At 63.3% G+C, this 21,874-nt stretch carries 22 protein-coding genes and 2 tRNA genes; 11 read left to right on the forward strand and 13 right to left on the reverse strand.

The genetic code is table 11. The annotated features are described in order from the left end of the window. Window positions 1-190: 190 nt before the first annotated feature. Window positions 191-265, forward strand: a tRNA-Gln gene (locus tag NXT3_RS04880). Window positions 266-347: 82 nt separating this feature from the next. Here the strand turns inward: NXT3_RS04880 and NXT3_RS04885 are convergent. Further along, window positions 348-761 (reverse strand): hypothetical protein, encoded by a 414-nt coding sequence (locus tag NXT3_RS04885; RefSeq protein ID WP_037413453.1) that lies wholly within the window; start codon window positions 759-761, stop codon window positions 348-350. Window positions 762-1,050: 289 nt separating this feature from the next. Between NXT3_RS04885 and NXT3_RS04890 the strand changes: the two genes are divergently transcribed. Next, a tRNA-Pro gene (locus tag NXT3_RS04890) sits at window positions 1,051-1,127 on the forward strand. A 251-nt stretch (window positions 1,128-1,378) separates the two neighbouring features. On the opposite strand, the gene cysN is transcribed toward NXT3_RS04890, so the two are convergent. Genes cysN through NXT3_RS04905 form a run of 3 tightly spaced genes read right to left on the reverse strand, consistent with a single transcriptional unit; the run spans window position 1,379 to window position 4,629 of the window. After that, the gene (cysN, locus tag NXT3_RS04895; protein WP_037413455.1) at window positions 1,379-2,875 is read right to left on the reverse strand and encodes a sulfate adenylyltransferase subunit CysN; all 1,497 of its coding nucleotides are present in this window, start codon (window positions 2,873-2,875) and stop codon (window positions 1,379-1,381) included. Then, complete coding sequence (cysD, locus tag NXT3_RS04900; protein WP_037413458.1) at window positions 2,875-3,828, reverse strand: sulfate adenylyltransferase subunit CysD; 954 nt, start codon at window positions 3,826-3,828, stop codon at window positions 2,875-2,877. The genes cysN and cysD overlap by 1 nt, the downstream gene beginning before the upstream one ends. Before the next feature lie 45 nt (window positions 3,829-3,873). Further along, window positions 3,874-4,629 carry a phosphoadenylyl-sulfate reductase gene (locus tag NXT3_RS04905; protein WP_097526269.1) on the reverse strand — a complete coding sequence of 252 codons (756 nt, stop codon included), beginning with the start codon at window positions 4,627-4,629 and terminating at the stop codon, window positions 3,874-3,876. A gap of 290 nt (window positions 4,630-4,919) precedes the next feature. Between NXT3_RS04905 and NXT3_RS04910 the strand changes: the two genes are divergently transcribed. Both NXT3_RS04910 and NXT3_RS04915 read left to right on the forward strand, forming a co-directional pair. Further along, complete coding sequence (locus NXT3_RS04910) at window positions 4,920-5,318, forward strand: DUF6152 family protein (protein ID WP_097526382.1); 399 nt, start codon at window positions 4,920-4,922, stop codon at window positions 5,316-5,318. Next, window positions 5,318-5,803 (forward strand): DUF6644 family protein, encoded by a 486-nt coding sequence (locus NXT3_RS04915; RefSeq protein WP_104838876.1) that lies wholly within the window; start codon window positions 5,318-5,320, stop codon window positions 5,801-5,803. The genes NXT3_RS04910 and NXT3_RS04915 overlap by 1 nt, the downstream gene beginning before the upstream one ends. 59 nt (window positions 5,804-5,862) lie before the next feature. Here the strand turns inward: NXT3_RS04915 and betA are convergent, their stop codons facing one another. The 4 genes from betA to betI form a co-directional block, all read right to left on the reverse strand. Then, the gene (gene betA / locus NXT3_RS04920; RefSeq protein ID WP_037413468.1) at window positions 5,863-7,512 is read right to left on the reverse strand and encodes a choline dehydrogenase; all 1,650 of its coding nucleotides are present in this window, start codon (window positions 7,510-7,512) and stop codon (window positions 5,863-5,865) included. 213 nt (window positions 7,513-7,725) lie between these two features. Next, on the reverse strand, window positions 7,726-9,189 hold the full coding sequence (betB, locus tag NXT3_RS04925) for a betaine-aldehyde dehydrogenase (protein ID WP_037413469.1): 1,464 nt from the start codon (window positions 9,187-9,189) through the stop codon (window positions 7,726-7,728). 1 nt (window position 9,190) lies between these two features. Next, window positions 9,191-10,729, reverse strand: a complete 1,539-nt coding sequence (gene betC / locus NXT3_RS04930; RefSeq protein WP_104839936.1) for a choline-sulfatase — start codon at window positions 10,727-10,729, stop codon at window positions 9,191-9,193. A gap of 211 nt (window positions 10,730-10,940) precedes the next feature. Continuing rightward, window positions 10,941-11,528, reverse strand: coding sequence for a transcriptional regulator BetI (betI, locus tag NXT3_RS04935; protein WP_037413471.1), 588 nt, complete (start codon window positions 11,526-11,528; stop codon window positions 10,941-10,943). A gap of 146 nt (window positions 11,529-11,674) precedes the next feature. Between betI and NXT3_RS04940 the strand changes: the two genes are divergently transcribed. The 3 genes from NXT3_RS04940 to NXT3_RS04950 all read left to right on the forward strand — a co-directional run bounded on the left by NXT3_RS04940 (window position 11,675) and on the right by NXT3_RS04950 (window position 15,233). Then, window positions 11,675-12,223: an HdeD family acid-resistance protein gene (locus NXT3_RS04940; protein ID WP_104838877.1), complete on the forward strand. Its 549-nt coding sequence runs from the start codon at window positions 11,675-11,677 to the stop codon at window positions 12,221-12,223. 130 nt (window positions 12,224-12,353) lie between these two features. Beyond that, a complete protein-coding gene (locus NXT3_RS04945) occupies window positions 12,354-14,144 on the forward strand; it encodes a GGDEF domain-containing protein (RefSeq protein WP_097526381.1) in 1,791 nt (596 codons plus the stop codon). A gap of 81 nt (window positions 14,145-14,225) precedes the next feature. Next, window positions 14,226-15,233 (forward strand): NAD(P)H-quinone oxidoreductase, encoded by a 1,008-nt coding sequence (locus NXT3_RS04950; RefSeq protein ID WP_037413476.1) that lies wholly within the window; start codon window positions 14,226-14,228, stop codon window positions 15,231-15,233. Window positions 15,234-15,473: 240 nt separating this feature from the next. Here the strand turns inward: NXT3_RS04950 and NXT3_RS04955 are convergent, their stop codons facing one another. After that, window positions 15,474-16,211, reverse strand: a complete 738-nt coding sequence (locus tag NXT3_RS04955; RefSeq protein WP_097539308.1) for a DUF3750 domain-containing protein — start codon at window positions 16,209-16,211, stop codon at window positions 15,474-15,476. Window positions 16,212-16,282: 71 nt separating this feature from the next. Between NXT3_RS04955 and NXT3_RS04960 the strand changes: the two genes are divergently transcribed. Continuing rightward, the gene (locus tag NXT3_RS04960; RefSeq protein WP_104838878.1) at window positions 16,283-17,290 is read left to right on the forward strand and encodes an asparaginase; all 1,008 of its coding nucleotides are present in this window, start codon (window positions 16,283-16,285) and stop codon (window positions 17,288-17,290) included. 52 nt (window positions 17,291-17,342) lie between these two features. Here the strand turns inward: NXT3_RS04960 and NXT3_RS04965 are convergent, their stop codons facing one another. Next, a complete protein-coding gene (locus NXT3_RS04965; RefSeq protein ID WP_097539309.1) occupies window positions 17,343-18,095 on the reverse strand; it encodes a DeoR/GlpR family DNA-binding transcription regulator in 753 nt (250 codons plus the stop codon). 94 nt (window positions 18,096-18,189) lie between these two features. Here NXT3_RS04965 and NXT3_RS04970 point away from each other — a divergent pair, with 94 nt between their 5' ends. Beyond that, window positions 18,190-18,561 carry a DUF4406 domain-containing protein gene (locus tag NXT3_RS04970; protein WP_104838879.1) on the forward strand — a complete coding sequence of 124 codons (372 nt, stop codon included), beginning with the start codon at window positions 18,190-18,192 and terminating at the stop codon, window positions 18,559-18,561. Between the two features lie 114 nt (window positions 18,562-18,675). Continuing rightward, window positions 18,676-19,296 (forward strand): glutathione S-transferase family protein, encoded by a 621-nt coding sequence (locus NXT3_RS04975; protein ID WP_037413488.1) that lies wholly within the window; start codon window positions 18,676-18,678, stop codon window positions 19,294-19,296. A gap of 9 nt (window positions 19,297-19,305) precedes the next feature. Here the strand turns inward: NXT3_RS04975 and NXT3_RS04980 are convergent, their stop codons facing one another. Then, a complete protein-coding gene (locus NXT3_RS04980) occupies window positions 19,306-19,671 on the reverse strand; it encodes an MmcQ/YjbR family DNA-binding protein (protein ID WP_104838880.1) in 366 nt (121 codons plus the stop codon). Next, a complete protein-coding gene (locus tag NXT3_RS04985; RefSeq protein WP_141471730.1) occupies window positions 19,668-19,925 on the reverse strand; it encodes a hypothetical protein in 258 nt (85 codons plus the stop codon). Before NXT3_RS04985 ends, NXT3_RS04980 begins: the two co-directional genes overlap by 4 nt. Before the next feature lie 164 nt (window positions 19,926-20,089). On the opposite strand from NXT3_RS04985, the gene NXT3_RS04990 reads away from it, so the two are divergent. Continuing rightward, a complete protein-coding gene (locus tag NXT3_RS04990) occupies window positions 20,090-21,025 on the forward strand; it encodes a LysR substrate-binding domain-containing protein (RefSeq protein WP_104838881.1) in 936 nt (311 codons plus the stop codon). Here the strand turns inward: NXT3_RS04990 and NXT3_RS04995 are convergent. Then, window positions 20,985-21,644, reverse strand: coding sequence for a glutathione S-transferase family protein (locus tag NXT3_RS04995; RefSeq protein WP_104838882.1), 660 nt, complete (start codon window positions 21,642-21,644; stop codon window positions 20,985-20,987). The two genes, NXT3_RS04990 and NXT3_RS04995, sit on opposite strands and share 41 nt — an antisense overlap. Window positions 21,645-21,874: the final 230 nt, after the last annotated feature.

Consider the following 21,874-nt stretch of genomic DNA (forward strand, 5'->3'; position numbering starts at 1 on the left):
GGCCAAAGCGTGGAAGGAAGAAACGGTACACCGGTTCGGATTGTCGCGAGCAGCGACCGCTGGATTGAACGGTCGGGGTTAGCGGAAATGGGCCAACAAAATGCAGGCAAAGCGAAGTTAAGCATTGTGAGCACGCACGAGCTTTGCTAATCAGGCGCTCGATTTGGCGAGCGCACTGCCGCCAATCCGTTGGGGCGTAGCCAAGCGGTAAGGCAGCGGTTTTTGGTACCGCCATTCCCTGGTTCGAATCCAGGCGCCCCAGCCACCGCCGAACGCTCTCCAGATGTCAAAAACAAAACCCGCCGACTTTCGTCAGCGGGTCACGCGGATGAACGGTGTGCGCGTCTTCACTCCGCCTTGGCGCCGCCCAAAAACTCCTCGCACCAGCTCGGGCCGTTCGCGCGCTTGCGGTCGCCGGCGATGCGGATCGAGCGGATGACGTAGTCGGAGGAGACGGTGAGCTGGACGGCGCAGCTCAGATATTCGGTGCGGGCGGCCGCGATGCGCTTGCCGCGCTTGCCGTCGGCGGTCTTTTCGTATTCGGCCGGGATCCTGCGGGTCTTGTAGCCGCCCTTCCAGCTATAGACGGTGTCGCTACCGGCTTCGACGTCGGAAATTGGCGGGCCGAACTGGGCGAAGAAGGCGCCGGCCGGCTGGCCGAGCCAGCGTTTCTCGACCTCGTTGCGCGCCACTCCGGTCGTCGTCGTGCAGCCGGCGAGCACCAGCGCAAGGCCGGCCGCCGTCATCATGCGGAAATTCATGTCTCTGTCCCTTTGTCTGTGCTTAAATTCTGCGGCGCGGAAAGGCCGGACGCCCGGATTTCCTTGCGTTCCGGCGTGGCTCTAGCGCCAAAAACGACGAAAGAAAATCGCCGTGGGACCCTGCGAACGAGGAAAATCCGAAGCGTTGCAGAAACGCCCTATTGCCACGCATGGGCGAGGAGTTGATGGGCATGTCGCCGCCCGGAATTTTTTGGATGAGCCCACCTTCTTTTTTGAGTTTGGCGCTTGTGAAAACGAAAATGCTGTTCTATAGAGGCGCCGCTGGTCACGGAGTGTAGCGCAGTCTGGTAGCGCACCACGTTCGGGACGTGGGGGTCGTGTGTTCGAATCACACCACTCCGACCAGCTAAATCAATCAGTTACGCGCAGTGTTTCTTCGATTCCGACATCTCGGGAGCGATAGCGTTTGACGTGTCACCCGTCTGGACGTCCGTTGCGCCTCGCGGCCCGCAGCAGGTCCGGTTCGGGCGCGGTTCTGGCCAATGCCTCTATCGGGACAGACAGTCTGAAAGGACCGCAATCAAAATTCTGCCGGCACGAACGACGCATGAAAAAGGGGCCACGAAGGCCCCTTTTCACGTCTTGGATATTCCCGCTCACTCGTCGATCGTGTCGATGATCTCGATCGCCCTGGCGGCGGTGAGGCGGCGGACTTCCGCATCCTCGCGGCGGCCGGCGAAGATTTCCGTGGCCATCAGCTGGTCGGCAAGGTCGGCCGGCAGCGACAGGATCACGCGGCTGTCCTCGGTATGGATGCCGCCGATGGCCGCTCGCTTAGCAGTGATCATGCCGCCGGCCACCGTGTTGTTGGTGTCCGGGTCGATCAGGATGAAGGCGCCGGTGGTGCGGTTCTGCTCATAGGCGTCGAAGATCGCCTGCTCGTCGAAGGCGAGGTGCACCTTGCCGATGGCGTTCATCGGCAGCTCGTCCGCATGGTTCCACTTGCCGGATTTCAGGTCGAGCTGACTGATCGGCTGCACCTGCACGCGCTGGCGGCGGCTGCCGGACTTCAGCCAATAGCGCTTGCCCGGCTGGATGCCTTCGGCCTGAAGTGCCACGAGCTGGGCGTCGAAGGCGAGCCCGGTCATCGGCTGGCTGTCGATCGCCGCGATCATGTCGCCGCGCGACACGTCCACCTGGCGGTCGAGCACCAGTGTGATCGCGTCGCCGGCGACGGCCGCATTGCGCACCAGGTCGAAGGTAACGATCTTGGTGACGTTGGCGACCATGCCGGACGGCAGGATCACGACGGAATCGCCGGGCTTCACCGAACCGCCGGCAACGGTGCCCTGATAGCCGCGGAAGCTTTCGCCCGGGCGCGAGACGCGCTGCACCGGTAGGCGGAAGCCGACGGTCTGCGCCGAGCGGGTGGTGGCGAGTTCCAGTACCTCGATCAGCGTCGGCCCCTCGTACCACGGCATCGACGCGCGGCCGTCATAGACGACGTTTTCGCCCTTCAGCGCCGAGACCGGGATCGCGGTGACCTGACGGACGCCGAGCGACAGGGCGAGTTCCTTGAACTCGTGCGAGATCTGCTCGAAGCGGCTGCGGTCGTAGTTGGTCAGGTCGATCTTGTTGACGGCCAGCACGAACTGCTTGATGCCCATCAGCGTCGCGATCGTCGCGTGGCGGCGGGTCTGCTCCAGAAGGCCGACGCGTGCATCGACGAGCAGCACGGCGAGATCGGCGGTCGAGGCGCCGGTCGCCATGTTGCGGGTATATTGCTCGTGGCCGGGCGTGTCGGCGACGATGAAGGAGCGCTTGTCGGTCGAGAAATAGCGATAGGCGACATCGATGGTGATGCCCTGTTCGCGCTCGGCCTGCAGGCCGTCGAGCAGCAGCGCGAAATCGGGCAGGCCGAGATCGTTCTGTTTGCCCTTGGAATCGCGCTGAAGGCTCGCGGCCTGGTCTTCCTTGACCGCCTTGGTGTCCCAGAGCAGCCGGCCGATCAGCGTCGACTTGCCGTCATCGACGCTGCCGCAGGTGATGAGGCGAAGCGGGCGGGAATCGCGCGCGACCCGAGCCGGTTCCTGCGACGGGAGGGCAACGGCCGTTTCGTCCAGGGCTGCATTCGCTAGTGCCGGTGCGGTCATCAAAAATATCCTTCGCGTTTTTTCTTTTCCATCGAGCCCGCCTGGTCGCGGTCGATGGCGCGGCCCTGGCGTTCGGAGACGGTCGCGGTTTCAAGTTCGGAAATGATGTCGTCGAGCGTCGTCGCGTTGGAGCGGATCGCGCCCGTCAGCGGGAAGCAGCCGAGCGTGCGGAAGCGGATGACCTCCTCGCGCTTCGTCTCGCCCGGAAGCAGCTCGAGGCGCGGGTCCTCGGCGAGGATCATCATGCCGTCGCGCTCGACGATCGGGCGCTTCTTGGCAAAGTAAAGCGGCACGATCGGGATCTCTTCCGCCTGGATGTAGCGCCAGATGTCGACCTCGGTCCAGTTGGAGAGCGGGAAGGCGCGCACGCTCTCGCCCTTGCGGATCATGCCGTTATAGACGTTCCAGAGCTCGGGGCGCTGGTTGCGCGGGTCCCAGCGATGGTCCGGCGTGCGGAAGGAATAGATGCGCTCCTTGGCGCGGCTCGCTTCCTCGTCGCGACGCGCGCCGCCGAAGGCGGCATCGTATTGGCCGGCGTCGAGCGCCTGACGCAGCGCTTCCGTCTTCATGATGTCGGTATAGAGCGCCGAGCCGTGCGTGAAGGGCGTGACGTTCTCGGCCGCACCGCGCGGATTGGTGTGGGCGACGAGATCGAGGTCGTATTTTTCGACCATCTCGTCGCGGAAGGCGATCATCTCGCGGAACTTCCAGCCGGTATCGACATGCAGGAGCGGGAAGGGGACGCGGCCGGGATAAAAGGCCTTGCGCGCCAGGTGCAGCAGGACAGACGAATCCTTGCCGATCGAATAGAGCATCACCGGGCGCTCGAATTCGGCAGCGACCTCACGGAAGATGTGGATCGCTTCGTTTTCGAGGGCCTTCAGATGCGGATCAAGCGGCGGTTTCGTGCTCTGCGGGTTATGCAATTCCGTTTCCGGATGGGTGTGGGGCATTTCGAACTCCGGGGAGGATACTTGTCTCTTGGCGGCGGCGCTGTCTCAGGCGGCGCTGCTGGCATTGGGGATGATGGAGGAAGCCGCTTCCGCTACGTGCAGGCCGCATTCGCGCTTCTCGTCGTTCTCCCACCACCAGCGGCCGGCCCGCTCGGGCTCGCCCGGCTTGATGGCGCGCGTGCAGGGCTCGCAGCCGATCGACGGATAGCCGCGGCCGTGCAGCGGGTTGACGGGAATGGCCTCTGCGGCGACATGTGCGCGGATCGTCTCGATATCCCAATCCGCCAGCGGATTGATCTTGATGAGGCCGCGCTCGAGGTCGGCCTCGGCAAAGGGCGTGGTGGCACGGTTGCCGGACTGGCCGCGGCGCAGCCCGGTGATCCAGTAGCTTGCCCCTTCGAGCGCACGCGCAAGCGGCTTCAGCTTGCGAACGCCACAACAGGCATGCCTGGCTTCGACGCTCTCGTAGAAGCCATTCATGCCGTATTGCGCCACATAGGCGTCGATATCGGCCTTTTCGGGATGGTAGCGTTTGATCAGAATGTCGTAGGTTTCCTCGGTCTCCTCGATCAGGGCGACCGTTTCGTTGAAGAGCCTGCCGGTCTTCAGCGTGGTGACCTCGATGTCGAGCCGGTTGGTGCCGATCGCAGCGGTGATGACCTGATCCTCGATGCCGAGCGACGTCGTGAAGACCGCCCGGCCTTCAAGACCGGCGACGAGCGCCAGGCGCCCGGCAAGATCGAGGCTTTCGAGCTTGTCGTTCAGGGCCTTGGCTTCGGTTTCGAGAGGTTGCGTCGTCATGGCTGCATCCTGTTGCAATTTGAACGGAATATCGCAGCCGTTTGTGACAAAGGACAGAAAAACGGATTTCTATTGCTCAAGGATCAGAGCAAATATCTCTCTGATCCAGAAAGTTCTAAGAAAACCTAGTAATTTAATAGATTATCTTCATGCGGCGAGAGGAGGCGAGGATACCTTCCTCTGCCGGAGCCGACAGGGCGGACCGTTCAAGAATTGTTGAAGGCTCTGTCCTTTCGCACCGGCTGCTCCAGCTTTGTGCTTGAGCGATCGGGAGAATGAAGGAGACGGAGATGGTCCAGTCCTTGTCCAGGCGCGCCGCCCTTGGAGCCGCCTTGGGAAGCGTCCTAGGATTGCTTCTGGTGACCGGCGCCTATGCTCACCACGGCTGGTCCTGGGCGGAGGCCGACCAGGTCGAGCTCTCCGGAACGATCCGCGAGATATCGATGGCGCCGCCGCATCCGACGCTTCGGGTCGAGACGAAGAATGACGGCATCTGGCTGGTCGAACTCGGCAATCCCCGGCTGACCGAGCGCTCCGGCTTCGTCGAGGGCGTTGCGAAGGTCGGCGATCAGATCGTCGCGCTTGGCAACCGCTCGCTTGACCGCAACGAGAAGAGAATGAAGGCGGTTCGGATCACGGTGGCCGGAAAGGTCTATGACATCTATCCGGACCGAATTCAGACGAATTGATGACCGGCGTCGAATTGCTTGAGGGGATCGGGGCGCTGCCCTTCGCCTTGGCGATACGGCGCTCTGCGATCATCTACATCTTCGTCAATGCCGCCCATATCCTGTCGATCGGGATCATTGTCGGCGCAATTCTGCCGCTGGACCTCAGGCTTCTCGGCCTCTTCAGGAAGGTGCCGATCGAGGTGGTCGGACCCTTCCTCTCGCACGCCGCGGCCGTTGGCGTGACGCTGGCGATTGTCACCGGCTTCTGCCTCTTCAGTGTCAATCCGCTCGAATATGCCGGCAATGCCGCCTTTCTAATCAAGATGACGCTGCTCGCCCTAGGCGTCGCCAATGCGGCCTTGTTGCACTTGGCGCCGCAGTGGCGCGCTGCGGTCAAGGGGGGACCGATTTCGCTCAGGATCTGCCTCTCGGCGCTGCTGTCCATCAGCGTCTGGACGGGCGCCGTCATCGCCGGCCGCTGGATCGGCTTCCTGCTGGAGTAGTGCTTTGAAATTCCGCAATTTCGGGCGGAAAACCGCTATGCACTTTTCCGGCAACTGCTCTAGCGATCGCTGATCGCCCAGCGCGGGTTGATCCAGGGCTCCTGGTTCGAGCGGGCGAGCGGCTGTTTGCCGAGGATATGGTCGGCGGCCTTCTCGCCGGTCATGATCGACGGGCCGTTGAGATTGCCATAGGTGACATGCGGGAAGATCGAGGAGTCGGCGACCCGCAGGCCGTCGACGCCGATCACCCGTGTTTCCGGATCGACCACCGCCATCGGATCGTCCTTCGAACCCATTTTGCAGGTGCCGCAGGGGTGGTAGGCGCTTTCCAGGTGCTCGCGCAGGAAGGCGTCGATCTCCTCGTCCGTCTGGACCTTTTCGCCGGGTTGTATTTCCGGCCCGCGATATTGGTCGAAGGCCTTCTGGCCGAAGATCTCGCGCGTCAGGCGCACGCAGTGGCGGAACTTCTCCCAATCCTCGGGATGGCTCATATAGTTGAAGCGGATCACCGGATCGGCTTTTGGGTCGGAGGCGCGCAGCGTGACGCTGCCGCGCGACTTCGACAGGTTGTAGCCGACATGCACCTGGAAGCCGTGCGTGTTCGCCGCCGCCTTGCCGTCATAGCGGATCGCGACCGGCAGGAAGTGGTACTGGATGTCGGGCTGCTTGACGCCGGCCGCCGAACGCAGGAAGGCGCAGGCCTCGAACTGGTTGGAAATGCCGAGGCCGGACTTGAAGAACAGCCATTGGGCCCCGGCGACGCCCTGCCAGAACCAGGGCAGCCAGGAATAGAGCGAGACGGGCTTGGTGCTGACCTGCTGGAAATAGAACTCCATGTGGTCCTGCAGGTTCTGGCCGACGCCGGGGCGGTCGACCTTGACCTCGACGCCCATGTCCTTCAGATGCGCGGCCGGTCCGATGCCGGAGAGCATCAGGAGTTTCGGCGAGTTGAACGAGGAGGCCGAGACGATCACTTCGCGGTTGGCCTTGACCATCTCGATGCGGCCGCCGCGTTCGATCTCGACGCCGGTGGCACGGCCGTTCTCGATGACGACCTTGCGGGCGAAGCAGCGGATCAGCTCGACATTTGGGCGCTTCAGCGCCGGCTTCAGATAGGCGGACGCGGCCGACCAGCGCCGGCCGCGCCAGGTCGTCTGCTCCATCAGCCCGAAGCCTTCCTGCTTGGAGCCGTTGTAGTCGTCGGTCATCTCGAAACCGGCCTGTTTCCCGGCTTCGACGAAAGCGTGGAACAGCGGGTTCCTGACCGGGCCGCGCTGTACGTGCAGGGGTCCATCGGTGCCGCGCCAGCCGTCCTCGCCGCCGTGCGAATGCTCCATCCGCTTGAAATAGGGAAGCACGTCGGCATAGGCCCAGCCCTGCGCGCCGAGTTCTTCCCAGCGGTTGAAGTCCTCCGCGTGGCCGCGCACATAGACCATGCCGTTGATCGAGGAGGAGCCGCCGATCACCTTGCCTCGCGGCGCGGTGATGCGCCGGTTGTTGAGGTGCGGCTCCGGTTCGGAGAGATAGCCCCAATTGTAGCGGTTCATGCTCATCGGCCAGGCGAGCGCGGCCGGCATCTGGATGAACGGACCGAAGTCCGATCCGCCGAATTCCAGCACGATGACCGAATTCTTGCCGTCCTCCGACAGGCGATAGGCGAGCGCCGAGCCTGCCGAACCGGAACCGATGATGACGAAATCTGCCTGCATTCTAGTGTCTTTCTTGTGTGTCGAGGACGCCCCTCATCCGGCTGCCGCCACCTTCTCCCCGCTTGCGGGGAGAAGGGACTTGCGGTTGCCGACTTCGCTCCCCTCTGACCCCGCCCAAAACCCTGTCTCCTCCACGAGGCGAGCGTATGCGGCGCGGTATTCCCTCTCCCCGCGAGCGGGGAGAGGGCTAGGGTGAGGGGCTATTGCAAACTCTCAGTACGGCGCCTCTACCTTCCCCATGCCGACATAGACGGTCTTGAGCTCGGTATAGTGATCGAGCGCCGCGATCGAGTTCTCCCGCCCAAAGCCGGACTGCTTCGAGCCGCCGAAGGGTATTTCCACCGGTGCGAGGTTGTAGGCGTTGATCCACAGCGTGCCGGCTTCGAGCTGGTCGATCACCCGGTGGGCGCGGGTGAGGTCGGCGGTGAAGATGCCGGCGGAGAGACCAAACTCGGTCGCGTTCGCCCGGGCGACGACCTCGGCCTCGTCGTCGAAGTCGAGCACGCACATCACCGGCCCGAAGATTTCTTCGCGGGCGATCGTCATCTCATCGGTGACGTCGGCAAAGACGGTCGGCTGGATATAGGTGCCTTCGCTGTTCACATCGTTCGGGATGCCGCCGCCGGTGAGGAGCCGCGCACCTTCCTCCTTGCCTTTGTCGATATAGGAGAGCACCTTGTCGCGCTGCGCCCTCGACACCATCGGCCCGAGTTGCGTCCCCTCGTCCATGGGGTCGCCGATGACGATCGCCTCGGTGCGCTCCTTGAGTCGCGTCAGGAACGCTTCCTTGATCTTCCGCTGCACGAAGACGCGGGTGCCGTTGGAGCAGACCTGGCCGGTCGAATAGAAATTGCCGAGCATGGCGCCGCCGATGGCGCTTTCGAGGTCGGCGTCGTCGAAGACGATCAGCGGCGACTTGCCGCCGAGCTCCATGGTGACGTGCTTCAGTTCGGCCGCTGCGGCCGCTGCCACCTTCTTTCCGGTCGGCACCGAGCCGGTCAGCGACACCTTGGCGACGTCGGGATGGTTGACGAGCAGCGGGCCGGTCGAGCGGTCGCCCTGGATGACATTGTAGAGCCCTTTCGGCAGCCCCGCCTCTGTGAGGATCTCGGCGATCTTCAGCGCTCCGAGCGGCGTGTTCTCCGACGGCTTGAACACCATCGCATTGCCGGCAGCGAGCGCCGGCGCACCCTTCCAGCAGGCGATCTGCTGTGGGTAATTCCAGGCGCCGATGCCGACGCAGACGCCGAGCGGCACCCGCTTGGTATAGGCGAAGTCCTGCCCAAGCGGGATATAGTCGCCGTTGAGCGCGGCGGCCGCGACGCCGCCGAAGAACTCGAAGCTGTCGGCGCCCGAGGTCGGGTCGGCGACAATCGTCTCCTGGATCGGCTTGCCGGTGTCGAGCGTCTCAAGCTCGGAGAGCTCGCGATTGCGCTCGCGCATGATCTCGGCGGCGCGCTTGAGGATGCGGCCGCGCGCCGTCGGGCTCATCGCCGCCCATTCCGGCTGTGCCCGCTTCGCCGCCGCTATTGCCTTCTCGACGATTGCCGGCGTTGCCGCATGCAGCCGGGCGATCACCTCGCCGGTCGCCGGATAGATGCTCTCGATCGTCGTGCCGGCCGCATCCTCGACATATTCGCCATCGATGAAGTGCGAGGCTTTCGGTTGGGCTTTCATCTCATTCTCCCCGCGGATAGCGTTTGGATTCCTCGAGATTGTCGAGGTTCATGTGGTTGCGCATGTAGCGCTCGGATGCCTTCTGCAGCGGCTGGTGATCCCAGGGGTAATAGGCGCCGTTGCGGAGCGCCTCGTAGACCACCCAGCGACGCGCCTGGCTTTCGCGCACGGCGGCGTCGAAAGCCTCCATGTCCCAATGGGCGGCGCGCATGTCGCGAAATGCGGCGAGCGTCGCCTGATCGACGGGGCCGCGCGGCTTTTCCGCAAGATTGGTGAGTTCCAGCGGGTCGGCATCGACGTCGTAGAGCTGGTCCGGATCGAGCGTGCAGTGGACGTATTTCCACTTGCCCTCGCGAATCGCGACGAGCGGCGCGTAGGAAGCCTCTGCCGCATATTCCATAAGCACCGGCTCGGTGCGCTCCGCGCCGTTGATCATCGGCACGAGGCTGACCCCATCGGTCCAGGGCTGTATTTCATCCATCGAAATACCGGCCAGATCGGCCAGCGTCGGCGTCACGTCGAGATTCGATGTCGGCGTCAGATGCAGACCCGGCGTGACGCCCGGTCCGGTCACCATCAGCGGCACGCGCGCCGAGCCTTCGAAGAAGTTCATCTTGAACCACAGGCCGCGCTCGCCGAGCATGTCGCCGTGATCGGAGCAGAAGAGGATCAGCGTGTTGTCGAGCATCCTCGTCCGCGCCAGCGTATCGACGAGCTCCCTGACTTTCTCGTCGAGATAGGAGATATTGGCGAAATAGGCGCGGCGCGACTGGCGGATGTTTTCCTCGGTCAGCTCAAAGTTCTCGTAGTCGCAGGACAGCATGATGCGCTGCGAATGAGGATCCTGCTCCTCGAAGGGGATGGCGTCCACTTTCGGCCGAAGGTGCTCGCAATCTTCGTAGAGGTCCCAGAATTTTCGGCGCGCGACATAGGGGTCGTGCGGGTGGGTGAAGGAGACGGTGAGGCACCAGGGTCGGCGGTCCTTGTCGTCGTTCTCCCGCGAAAGCTGGTAGAGCTTCTGGTTCGCCAGAAACGCCACCTCGTCGTCGTACTCCATCTGGTTGGTGATCTCGGCGACGCCGGCGCCGGTGACCGAGCCGAGATTGTGATACCACCAGTCGATGCGCTCGCCGGGCTTGCGATAGTCCGGCGTCCAGCCGAAATCGGCCGGATAGATATCGGTCGTCAGCCGTTCCTCGAAGCCGTGCAGCTGGTCCGGACCGACGAAGTGCATTTTGCCGGAAAGCGCGGTGTAGTATCCCGCCCGCCGCAGATGGTGCGCATAGGTCGGGATCGACGACTGGTACTCCGCGGCATTATCGTAGACGCGCGTGCGGCTCGGCAACTGCCCGGCCATGAAAGACGCACGCGCCGGGGCACAGAGCGGCGAGGACGTGTAGTTGTTGCGGAAGCGCGCCGAGCGGTCGGCGAGCGCCTTCAGATTGGGCGCATGCAGGAAGTCGGCGGGACCGTCCGGGAAGAACGTCCCATTCAGCTGGTCCACCATGATGATCAGGATATTCGGCTTCCTGGCGGTCACGTTGTCGGTTCCTTGATGGTTCAGTTCCACATCTTGCTCTGAGTTTTGCCCCTCTGCTCGGGTTAAACCCGAGGACTAGCCCTCTCCCCGCAGGCGGGGAGAGGGGACAGGGCGGTGCGGCATATCCCTTCTCCCTGCGAGCGGGGAGAAGGTGGCGGCAGCCGGATGAGGGGCGACCAATTCGCGAGAACGGAGTTGAGGGGCCACAAGCTCACCCACCACGCGCCCGCAAATGCGCATTCACATAATCTTCCGTCAGCGCGATCGAAGCCTCGATGCTGATCGGCGCCGATTTCAGACTTTGCCGAATGTAAAGTCCGTCGATCATCGCAGCCGCGCCCTCGGCAATACGCTCCGCGTCATCAGCCGGGCAGAGCGCCTTGAGGCTGGCGAGCAGATTGGAGCGCAGCCGCCGCGCATAGATGACGAGAAGGCGCCGCACGTCCTCGGAGCGCTGCGCCTCGGAATAGAAGGCGAGCCAGGCGGCGACCGTCTCGGGGGCGAACTGGTCGGCCCGGAAGCTGACACGGATCAGCGCGCTCAGCTTTTCCCGCGGTGTCCGTGCTGCCCGGATCGCGGCTACGGCGTCGCGGCGCAACTGCCCGAGCAGGCTGCGAATGGTGGCGATCAGCAACTGATCCTTGCTGCCGAAATAGTGATGCGCCAGCGCCGGCGAGACGCCGGCCGTGCGGGCGATGTCGGACATGGTGACGGCAAGCGTTCCCTGATCGCCGATCACGCGCAGCGCCGCGTCCACCAGCGCCTTGCGGCGCACCGGCTCCATTCCGATTTTCGGCATCTCCCGAGCTCCTTCGTGAGGCAGTCTATTTTTGATTGATGCATCAATCAATAAAAATCCACATGCTTTTTCCCTTTCTTTTTGCTTGGAAATCCGGCTCAATCACGAGGTAGCGCTCGTGCTCGTCGCCTGGACTGAGGTTGAATATGACCAACACGTTCGATCCCAGCGGAAGACAGACCGTGGCGGGAAAGTGGGGATGGTTCGTCGCGCTCGGCGTGCTGCTGATCATGGCCGGCGGCATTGCCTTCGGCAATCTGCTGATGGCGACCGTCGCCTCCGTCTATTACGTCGGTCTCATCATGCTGATCGGCGGTCTGCTCAACCTCGCTCAGGCCTATCAGGTCAAGGATTGGGGAGGCTTTCTCTTCTGGGTGCTGAGCGGTGGTCTCTATGCGGCAGCGGGCCTTTTCGCTTTCGTCAATCCGCTGCTCGCTTCGTCGATCCTGACCATCCTCATGGCGATGGCCCTGATCGTCGCCGGCGCCTTCCGGATCTGGGTCGGCTTCAGGCTCAGTCCGCTAAGCGGCTGGGGCTGGATCGTCATTGGCGGCCTTGTGACGCTGATTGCCGGTCTCGTCATCGCTGCCGGCTGGCCGGTCGACAGCCTCTGGATCCTCGGCCTGTTTCTGGCGGTAGACCTCGTCATGCAGGGTTTGGCGCTGATCGCCTTCGGTGTTCTCGTGAAGAGTTAGTCGGCTGCGCGCGTGAAGGAAGACCCGTCCGCAAGCGGCCTTCACAAAACTTTCACATTGGCGAAAGCTTTCATTGACGCTTGCCGCCGATGCTGGCGGCCGGTCCGTCCGTCATATCCTGGAGTCCGGCATGCCCGCCGCCGCAGAACTTCTGTCGTTTCGCCGCTTCGGCGACGATCAGATCGTAACGCTTGCCAAGCTCGTCATTGAAAACGCCTTCCAGCCGATCGTCGAAGCGACCACCGGCGCCGTATTCGGCTATGAGTCGCTCCTACGCGGTTTCGATCGGCTGGGCTTCGCCTCGCCGCTCGAACTGCTCGACAGGGCGGAGGGCGCCGGGCAATTGCTGGCCCTCGAACATCTGATCAACAGCCGCGCCGTCGCCGCCTTCGCGACGCTGCCGGATTTTGCGTCGCGTACGCTCTTCCTGAATTTCGACTCGCGGCTGGTCGGCGGCGAGGGCGACATCGTCGAGCGCCTCGTTAATCACCTGAAGCGCGCCAATATCGCCCCGTCGTCGCTCTGCTTCGAGATCTCGGAGCGCTTCGACAGCGGCAAGATCCCGGACTTCTCGGCCCTCGTCCGGCAATTGCGGCTTGGCGGCTTCAAGCTGGCGATCGACGATTTCGGTGCCGGCTTCAACGGGCTGAAACTGCTCTGCGACCAGCCCGTCGACTATGTGAAGATCGACCGGCACTTCGTCTCCGGCATAGAGAGGGACCCGCGCAAGCGGCACCTCCTGCGCCACACCGTCAACATGGCGCATGTGCTCGGTACCCGGGTGATTGCCGAAGGGGTCGAGACGGAAGACGAGTTTTTGGTCTGCCGCGATCTCGGCTGCGACCTGATACAGGGCTATTTCGTCGCGCGCCCGACGACACACTTGAATGAGCTTCAGCCGGTCTATCCGCATCTCGAGCCGGGCGTCCGCCGGCTTTCGTCGACGCTGGACAGCATCCTGATCCGCAAGGAGATCGAGCAACTGCCGACCGTCAGGGAAAGCGATGACCTCGATTCCGTCTTCGATCTTTTCCGGCGCAACCCGCGCCAGGCGTTCTTCCCGGTGCTGAACGCCAACGGCGAGCCGCGCGGCATCCTGCACGAGTACCACGTGAAGGAGATGATTTATCATCCCTTCGGCCGCGATCTTCTGAAAAACCGCATCTACCAGCGGCGCATTTCGCACTTCGTCACGCCGGCGCCAATCGCCGATCTCGATACGCCGGCCGACGAGATGCTGAAGATCTTTGCCGGCATGGACGGCAGCGACTGCGTCATCCTGACGGAGAACATGCGGTATGCCGGCATTCTCTCAGCCTCGTCACTCCTGAAGATCATCAACGAGAAACAGTTGAAACTGGCGCAGGAGCAGAACCCGCTGACCGGCCTGCCCGGCAACCGTGCAATCCGCGACCACGTCCAGCAGGCCATTCTCGACGGCGATGAGACGCGCTATTTCTGCTATTGCGATTTCGACGACTTCAAGCCCTTCAACGACAGCTACGGCTTCCAGAAGGGTGACCTGGCGATTACCCTGTTTGCCGCGCTTTTGCGGCGCCATTTCATCGGCGAGGAAAAGTTCCTCGGCCATGTCGGCGGCGACGACTTCTTCGTCGGTGTGAGCGGGCTCGCCGAAGCGGAGCTTCGCGCCCAGCTGATGCGCCTCATCGACGATTTTCGTTCGGATGTCCGCCAGCTCTATTCGCCGGAGCATCAGGCGGCGGGTTGCATCAGTGGATATGGCCGTGACGGCGGAGCGAAGGACTTCCCGCTGATGCGCTGTTCGATCGCGGTGCTCGTCCTGCCGGCCGGTTTCATACTCTCCGACAGCCAGACGGTGAGCACGAGGATCGCCGAGATCAAGGCGCGGGCCAAGGCAAGTGAGACAGGCCTGGTGCTGGAACTGATCACCCGCGAATGAACCTTGGCGAGGCATGGCCTTTCCTGAGCCGCGGGCCGGCTATAGGTATAGGCGCTTCGAGCGCTTCGCGAGGATACTGCCATGACTATCCCGACCGAAATGACCTATGTCGATTTGCCGAGCCCGGGTGGCGCGGAAAACATGGTTCTTACGCGCGGACCGCTGCCGGAGCTTAGGTCCGGCGAGATTTTGATCCGCGTCGAGGCCTTCGGCGTCAACCGGCCGGACGTGCTGCAGCGCAAGGGCGACTATCCGCCGCCGCCCGGCGCGAGCCCCGTTCTCGGCCTCGAGATCGCCGGCGAGGTCGTCGAGCTTGGCGAGGGGGCGGCGGGTTTTTCGGTCGGCGACAAGGTCTGCGCGCTCGCCAATGGCGGCGGCTATGCCGAATTTTGCGCGGTGCCGGCGACGCAGGCGCTTGCCTGGCCGAAGGACTTTGATGCGGTCAAGGCCGCGGCCCTGCCGGAGACCTTCTTCACGGTCTGGGCCAATGTCTTCGACATGGCGGGCCTGAAGCCTGGCGAGACCATCCTCGTGCACGGCGGTTCGAGCGGCATCGGCACGACGGCGATCCAGCTTGCCAACGCCTTGGGCGCCCAGGTCTTCGCGACGGCCGGCAGTGCGGCGAAGTGTACCGCCTGCGAGACGCTCGGCGCGAAGCGGGCGATCAACTACCGCGAGGAGGATTTCAAGGCCGCCGTGCTCGAGGCGACGGGCGGCCGCGGCGTCGATGTCATCCTCGATATGGTCGGCGGCCGCTATTTCGGCCGCAACCTCGCCTCGCTGGCCAAGGACGGACGCCTGTCGATCATCGGCTTTCTCGGCGGGGCGCGCGTCGAGGACGCCAATATCGCCGCGATCCTGACCAAACGGCTGCATGTGATGGGGTCCGCATTGAGACCGCGTACGGCGGAGGAGAAACGAGCGATCCGCGACGGACTTGCGGGCCGGGTCTGGCCGCTCTTGGAAGCAGGCGACGTCGCGCCGGTCATACACGCGGTCTTGCCCTTTGAAGAGATTGCGGACGCCCACCGCCTGATGGAAGAGGGCGACCATATCGGCAAGATCATGATGACGATTACCAGGGATTAGACGATGGTTGCCCTTGTATTGCCGCGGACATGAACTACCTTGGCTATATCGGCAACAACAGAAAGGAAGGTGATCCAATGTCTAATGAGATTTCGGACCTCGTGACAGGCATCGGAGAGGTGAAGGAGTCGAGGCAGCCCTCGACTTGATCCCCGCCTTCCTCGGGCCCGCCAGGCCCAGCCATTCACAAGGCCAAAACTCATGGAAGGGTCGCTAGCGCGGCCCTTTTCCATTTTCAGGTCAAATCCCGACCCGGCCGATCGCCGGTATCTTGATGCCTGGCCGGGCAAGATCGATGCCGGCCACCAGCCCCATGAAATGCAGTTCCAGGCCGCTGCGCCAGCCGGCCGAAATCCCGGCGATGCCATAGAGCGTCGCATGCAGGTCGCGGCCGTCCGCGTCGATGTGGAACAGTTTGCCTTCCGGCAGATAGTCGCGGCCGACCGCATCGGGCGGCAGCACGGTGTCGAGTTCGGGCACCGAGCGCAGCACATGGGCGACGAAGGTGTTGGAGTTCGGCCCCGGCCAGAGGCGGTAGGTGCCGGGCGAGGAGTAGGGATAGGCGGCAATCGCCTGTTCGACCTTCGGGATCAGCCGCTTCGCTTCCTCGCCGGTCACGGCGGCAACGATGCGCGGCTCGTTCGAATACCAGCGGCCGTCGGCCCGATAGGCGTTCTTGCGGATCGGCCGCCCCCAGCCGACCTTTTCATAGCGGTTGTATGTGGAAGCGCCTTCGTCCTTCGTGACGATCCAGGCGTGGCTGGCCACGGCGCCCTTCATGCCTCCGGTCGTTGCCGAGAAGACATAGATCGCTGCCTGCGGACTGATGGATGCCTCGGGGAGGATGCCTGCCGATGACCAGTCCGCGTCACGCCAGCTCTGCGGCCTTTCCTTGAAGTACCACAGCCCTGCCGACGCCAGCGCCGGCAGCAGGTAGATGATGGCGAAGACGATCAGCAGCCGGCGGAGGATTTTCATCGACGATGTCTTTTCTGCGGATGGATTCCTGATAGATGCATAGCCCAAACTTGGAAAATTGAGGGCAAGACATGTCGAATCCGGTCCTGGTCGAAGTGACGCGCGGAAATCTAGTCGAAAGCCGCCACCGCGGGGCGGTCATCGCCGTCGACGGCGACGGCAAGACGCTGTTCGCGCTCGGCGACACGGAAGCGGCCGTGTTCCCCCGTTCGGCCTGCAAGGCGATGCAGGCCCTGCCGCTTATAGAAAGCGGCGCCGCGGATGCCTATGGCTTCGACGACAAGGCACTGGCGCTTGCCTGCTCATCGCATTCCGGCGAGCCGGAACATGTGGCGTTGGCCGCCAGGATGCTTTCCGCCGCCGGCCGCGATGTCGGCGCGCTTGAATGCGGCGCCCATTGGTCCTTCTACCAGAAGAACCTGATTGCGCAGGCGCGCACCCTCGAAAGGCCGAGCGCGCTGCACAACAATTGCTCCGGCAAGCACGCCGGTTTTATCTGCGCCTGCTGCCATTCCGGCACCGAGGTCGAGGGCTATGCCGGCTACGGCCATCCGATCCAGCAGGAAATCCGCGGGACCATGGAAAGCCTGACAGGCGCGCTTCTCACCCAGGATAACTGCGGCGTCGATGGCTGCTCGATTCCGACCTATGCGGTGCCGATGAAGGGCCTCGCCCAGGGCTTCGCCCGCATGGCGACGGGCGCGGGCTTGGACGCGGTGCGGGCACGCGCCTCCAAGCGCCTGATCGAGGCCTGCATGGCCGAGCCCTTCTATGTTGCCGGCACCGATCGCACCTGCACGCGGCTGATGAAGGCGGCACCCGGGCGCATCTTCGCCAAGACCGGTGCCGAAGGGGTGTTCTGCGCCGCGATCCCGGAAAAAGGCATCGGCATCGCAGTCAAGTGCGAGGACGGCACGACGCGCGCCGCCGAGTCTATGGTCGCGGCGACGCTCGCACGCTTCTTCGCGGACGAGCCGCAGGTTCACGCAGCGCTGATGGCTCAGGCCAACCACTCGATGCACAATTGGAATCGTATCCATGTCGGCAACGTGCGCGTGACCGAGGCCTTTATCGCGTGACCTACTACGCCGCGCGTCTTAAGGAAGCCTGCGGCAGCGTTCGGAAGTCTCTCTATGCCGTGATCAGCGCGGTGGTGCCGTGCTGATAGGGCGATAGAAGGTCGGCTTCCATGTCCGCGGGCACGACGAGGCCGGCAAGGTCGCTGACGCTCATGATGCTGTGCGGAGAGGCGGAGCCGAATTTCTCCGGCGTGGCGAGCACGTAGGTTTCAGCCGCGCGCCGGGCGATCGCCCGCTTTATCGCCGCCTCCTCGTAGTCTCCGGTCGAGAGCCCATGGGCCGGATGAATGGCGGTGACCCCGAGAAAGAAAATGTCGGCCCGGATTTGCTCGATCGCCGCGAGCGTGGCGGAGCCGGTTGTCACCATCGAGTGCTTGTAGAGCCTGCCGCCGACCAGGACCACTTCCGCGTCGTGACGCTCGAGCTCTGCGGCGATCGTCGGGCTATGCGTGACGATGGTCACGCGGAGGTCGTACGGCAGAGCTCGGGCGATCTCTGCATTGGTTGTGCCGCCGTCGAGAAAGACGACCTGGCCGGCCTTAACGAGGCCTGTCGCGCGGCGGCCGAGTCGGCGCTTGACGTTGCTGGCGATAGCCCCGCGGGCGGCAAAATCCGGAAGCGGCGGCGTCAGCGGCAGGGCTCCTCCATGAACCCGCTTCAACAGGCCCTCGGCCGCCATTTCCCTGAGGTCGCGGCGGATCGTGTCTTCCGAAAGCCCGAGCTCGTCGGCAATCGCCTTTGCAACAATCTGCCCGTCGCGCGCAAGTCTTGCCGAGATCATCGCTCGTCTCTGTGTCGTCAGCATCGATTCCTCCTTGACTATCCACGAAATTGCATGAAATCTCCTGAAATTTCCAGAAATATCTGGAATTTTCGTGCAAAAACCGTGGAGAAAGTTGATGCTTATTCTGATTGCTGGACCCTATCGCTCGGGTACGGGCGACGATGCGGCCAAAATGGCGGCCAACTTGAAGCGTCTGGAGGAGCCGTCCTACGCGCTCTTCAAGGCTGGGCACGTACCGATGATCGGCGAATGGGTGGCCTTGCCGGTATGGCATGCAGCGGACGGTCGCTACGTGGGCGATGATCTCTATGAGGAGATCTTTCACCCGGTGGCCGGCCGCTTGCTAGCCCTTTGCGACGCCGTACTGCGGTTGCCCGGCGACTCGAAGGGAGCGGACAATGACGTGCGCATAGCGCGCGAGCGCGGCATTCCGGTCTACTATCGTCTTGAAGACGTGCCGGGCTGCGCCGGTACGCTGGTCGCCTGAGCACCGGGTCCGGCGGATCGCCGCCGGACCTTCCGCCCTTGTCAATCGCCGCGTTTTCATCTCTTCTGCAAAGGCAATTCGCGCTTCCGCGCCGCCACCTTGAGAGGCAGAAAGATGCTGAAACTGTTTTATACGCCCGGGACCTGTTCGCTTGCCTCGCATATCGCGCTCGAGGAGACCGGAGCTGCCTATGAAGCGCATCGTATCAATTTTTCCAAGGCCGAGCAGACGAAGCCCGAATATCTCGTCATCAATCCGAAGGGAAGGGTACCTGCGCTCGTGACCGATCGTGGCATCTTGACCGAGACGCCAGCCATCCTCGCCTATATAGCCCAGAGCTTTCCTGCGGCGCGGCTTGCACCGATCGAGGACGCATTCGAGTTTGCGCGGCTGCAGTCGTTCCTGAGCTATCTCTGCTCGACGGTGCATGTCGCTCACGCTCATGCGCGGCGAGCGGCACGCTGGGCCGACGACCCGGCTGCGCACGAGGCGATGATGGCGAAGGTGCCGCAGAATATGGCCAATTGCTTCGCCTTGATAGAAAGCTCCATGTTCGCCGGCCCCTTCGTGATGGGCCGGAACTACACGATCGCCGATCCCTATCTCTTCACAATTGCCAGTTGGCTTGAAGCGGACGGCGTCGATCCGGCGCGCTTCCCGAAGGTTCTCGATCATCGCAACCGAATGGCCGCACGGCCCGCCGTCGCCAAGGTGCAGGCAGTCGTGCAGTCATGATACCGCGGGTCACGTCGGGTTGCAGGTGGCGAAGCGATCTGCCAGCCGTTTCGGCGCTTTTTCGCGCCAGGCGGCGATCAGCCGTTGCGTCAGCACATCGTCGTCGATGACCGAGAGCCTTACCAACATCGCCGGCCATCCCTTGTAATGGTCGGTCTCGAAAAAAAGCGACGGATCGAGTTCCATCAGCATCTCCTTTTCTTCGAGCGCACACATCACCACCAGCGTTTCGGCGTCCTTCATCCGTAGGAAGCTCTTGCCTTTGACGAGTAGCGCCGGCGTCCCATAGGACGTGCCGACGGTCATTTCCGGCAACGCCGCGGCTTCTGCCAGCCGCCACACGCGCTCGAAGGAACGCTTCATCTCGTCCGTCATGGATTTCCTCGGCAAACGGAAGGACGTTGCGGATCATAGCTCAGCCGCCGTCGCCGATCACTGTGGTCGCAAGCCCCGCTCGCCGCAGCGCGCGGCCATGGCCATCCGGGAAACGGCAGGTCCGCCAGCGCGCGTTCATCCATGCGGGCGAGATCGGGATGCTGGAGAGGATCTCGCGACCAGGCGGGAGCCGCTTCGGTAAGATCGTCAGAGGCGATCCCGATACGTTTCAGTATAGAGAAAACCTTCAGCATGGCGCTATCCTTCTTCGAGGCCGCCGTAGTCCCGCATCTGCGGTCGAATGCGGTTAAAACCTTTGCAGCCATTCGCTCTCCTTCCGGGGAGCCTTGCAGCAGAATCGGCTTGTTCGGCGAAATTTACAATTGAGATTGCCAGATCGTATGTTTAGAAAAACTATATGAAGGAACTGAACACGATCCATTTGAATGGGCTACGTGCGGCGGAGGCAGTGGGTCGCCTGGGTTCGCTCGCCGCCGCGGCCAACGAACTCGGCGTGACCCCCGGCGCCGTCAGTCAGCAGATTGCCAAGATTGAGGCGCAGCTTGGGCGTACGCTCTTCGAGCGCTCGCCGCGCGGACTTGTGGTAACGGATAGCGCCCGCCCGCTCATGATGCGGCTCTCGAATGCTTTTGCGGAACTCGCCGAAGCCGTGGCGCAGGTGCGTCGTCGCGACGAGTCGGTATTGACGGTGTCTGTGGCGCCGGTCTTTGCGGCCCGCTGGCTGGTATATCGGCTGAACCGCTTCGCCGAGCGCCATCCGGAGATCCGGCTGAGAATCGACGCGACCACGAGACTCGCCAATCTAGAAACGTCCGACGTCGATCTCGCCATCCGCGTCGGTGCGGGCGGCTGGCCGGGTGTGCGGGCCGAGCTGCTGTTGGAGCAGGAGGTCTTTCCCGTCTGCTCGCCGGCCCTGGCCGCGGGACTGGGCGAACCCGTGGATATCCTGAATCTGCCGGCCGTCATCGATGAGCACGCCATGTTCTCCTGGGAGGTGTGGCTGAAGGCGGCCTGTCTTTCCGGCGCCCAGATGACCGTGCGCCACACCTTCAACGATGCGTCGCTGGCGCTCGACGCGGCCATTGCCGGCCAGGGCGTGATGATTGCCTGGCAGACGCTCGCCGGCTATGCGGTGATGAAGGGCAGTCTGGTGGCGCCGTTCGGCATCCGCGCCAAGACCGGCTTCGGGCACTATTTCGTCACCTCGGCCTCGAGGCGTGAAAGCAAGGCCGTCACTGCATTCAAGCGCTGGGTGCGCGAGGAAGTGGAGGAGGGGATGCGGCAGCTCTCCGCTATTCCTTCTCCTTCAGCCGTTCTTCCATCATCGCCTTGAAGGCCGGGCGCGACTGGCAGCGCGCCAGCCATGCCTTGACGCCCGGGTGCTGCTCGAAAAGCGCCGCTTGGCTCATCGTATAACGGAACACCTCGGCGAGGTTGAGATCGGCGACCGTAAAGCGGCCCCCGACCAGGTAATCGCCGCCGTCGAGATGCGCCTCGAGCCTGGCGAAGGATTTCTCGAGCGACCGCGCGCAGGCGGCGATCACGGCCTGCCCGTCCGGTGTGTTCTCGATGCCTGCGTCATAGGCGAGGACGATCTTGACCGCGTGCGGCTCGACTTCGGTCGCCGCCCACATGGTCCAATTGCCGATCTGTCCTTCCTCGGCAAGGTCGGCCGGCGCCAGCGGCCCGCCATGCTTGCGGGCGAGATAGAGATTGTTGGCAAGCGATTCCGTCAGCACCAGCCCGTCGTCGTCGATCGCCGGAATAAGCCCCGTCGGGTTGACGGCGAGAAAGCTCGGCGAGCGCGTGTTGATCGGCGCGTCCGCTGCCAGCGGATCGGCAAGGCGACGCGCCTGGATAACCGGCACCGATTGGAACGGAACGCCGAGTTCGCGGGCCATCCAGTAGTTGCGCGATGCGCGCGAGCGGTAAACACCATAAATCGTCAGCATCTCGGCCTCCTTGGTTGGCAATGCCGCGATTGCATACGCAATTGCCGATGCCTGGCGAAGCCGTCCATGTTGATGTGCGCATGAAATCTTTTGATGCGAACCGCTCTGCGGCCCGGTCGCACCGAGGCAGCGCCTGTTAACGGTTGCAAAGTGCGGTACCACAATCGTGATCGGGTATTTACTGGCGCAAGTTCGGCTTCAGCCGTAAATGCAAGCTTGGAGTGAGGGGG

It is taken from the genome of Sinorhizobium fredii (genome assembly GCF_002944405.1).
In the GTDB taxonomy this organism is placed as follows: domain Bacteria; phylum Pseudomonadota; class Alphaproteobacteria; order Rhizobiales; family Rhizobiaceae; genus Sinorhizobium; species Sinorhizobium fredii_C.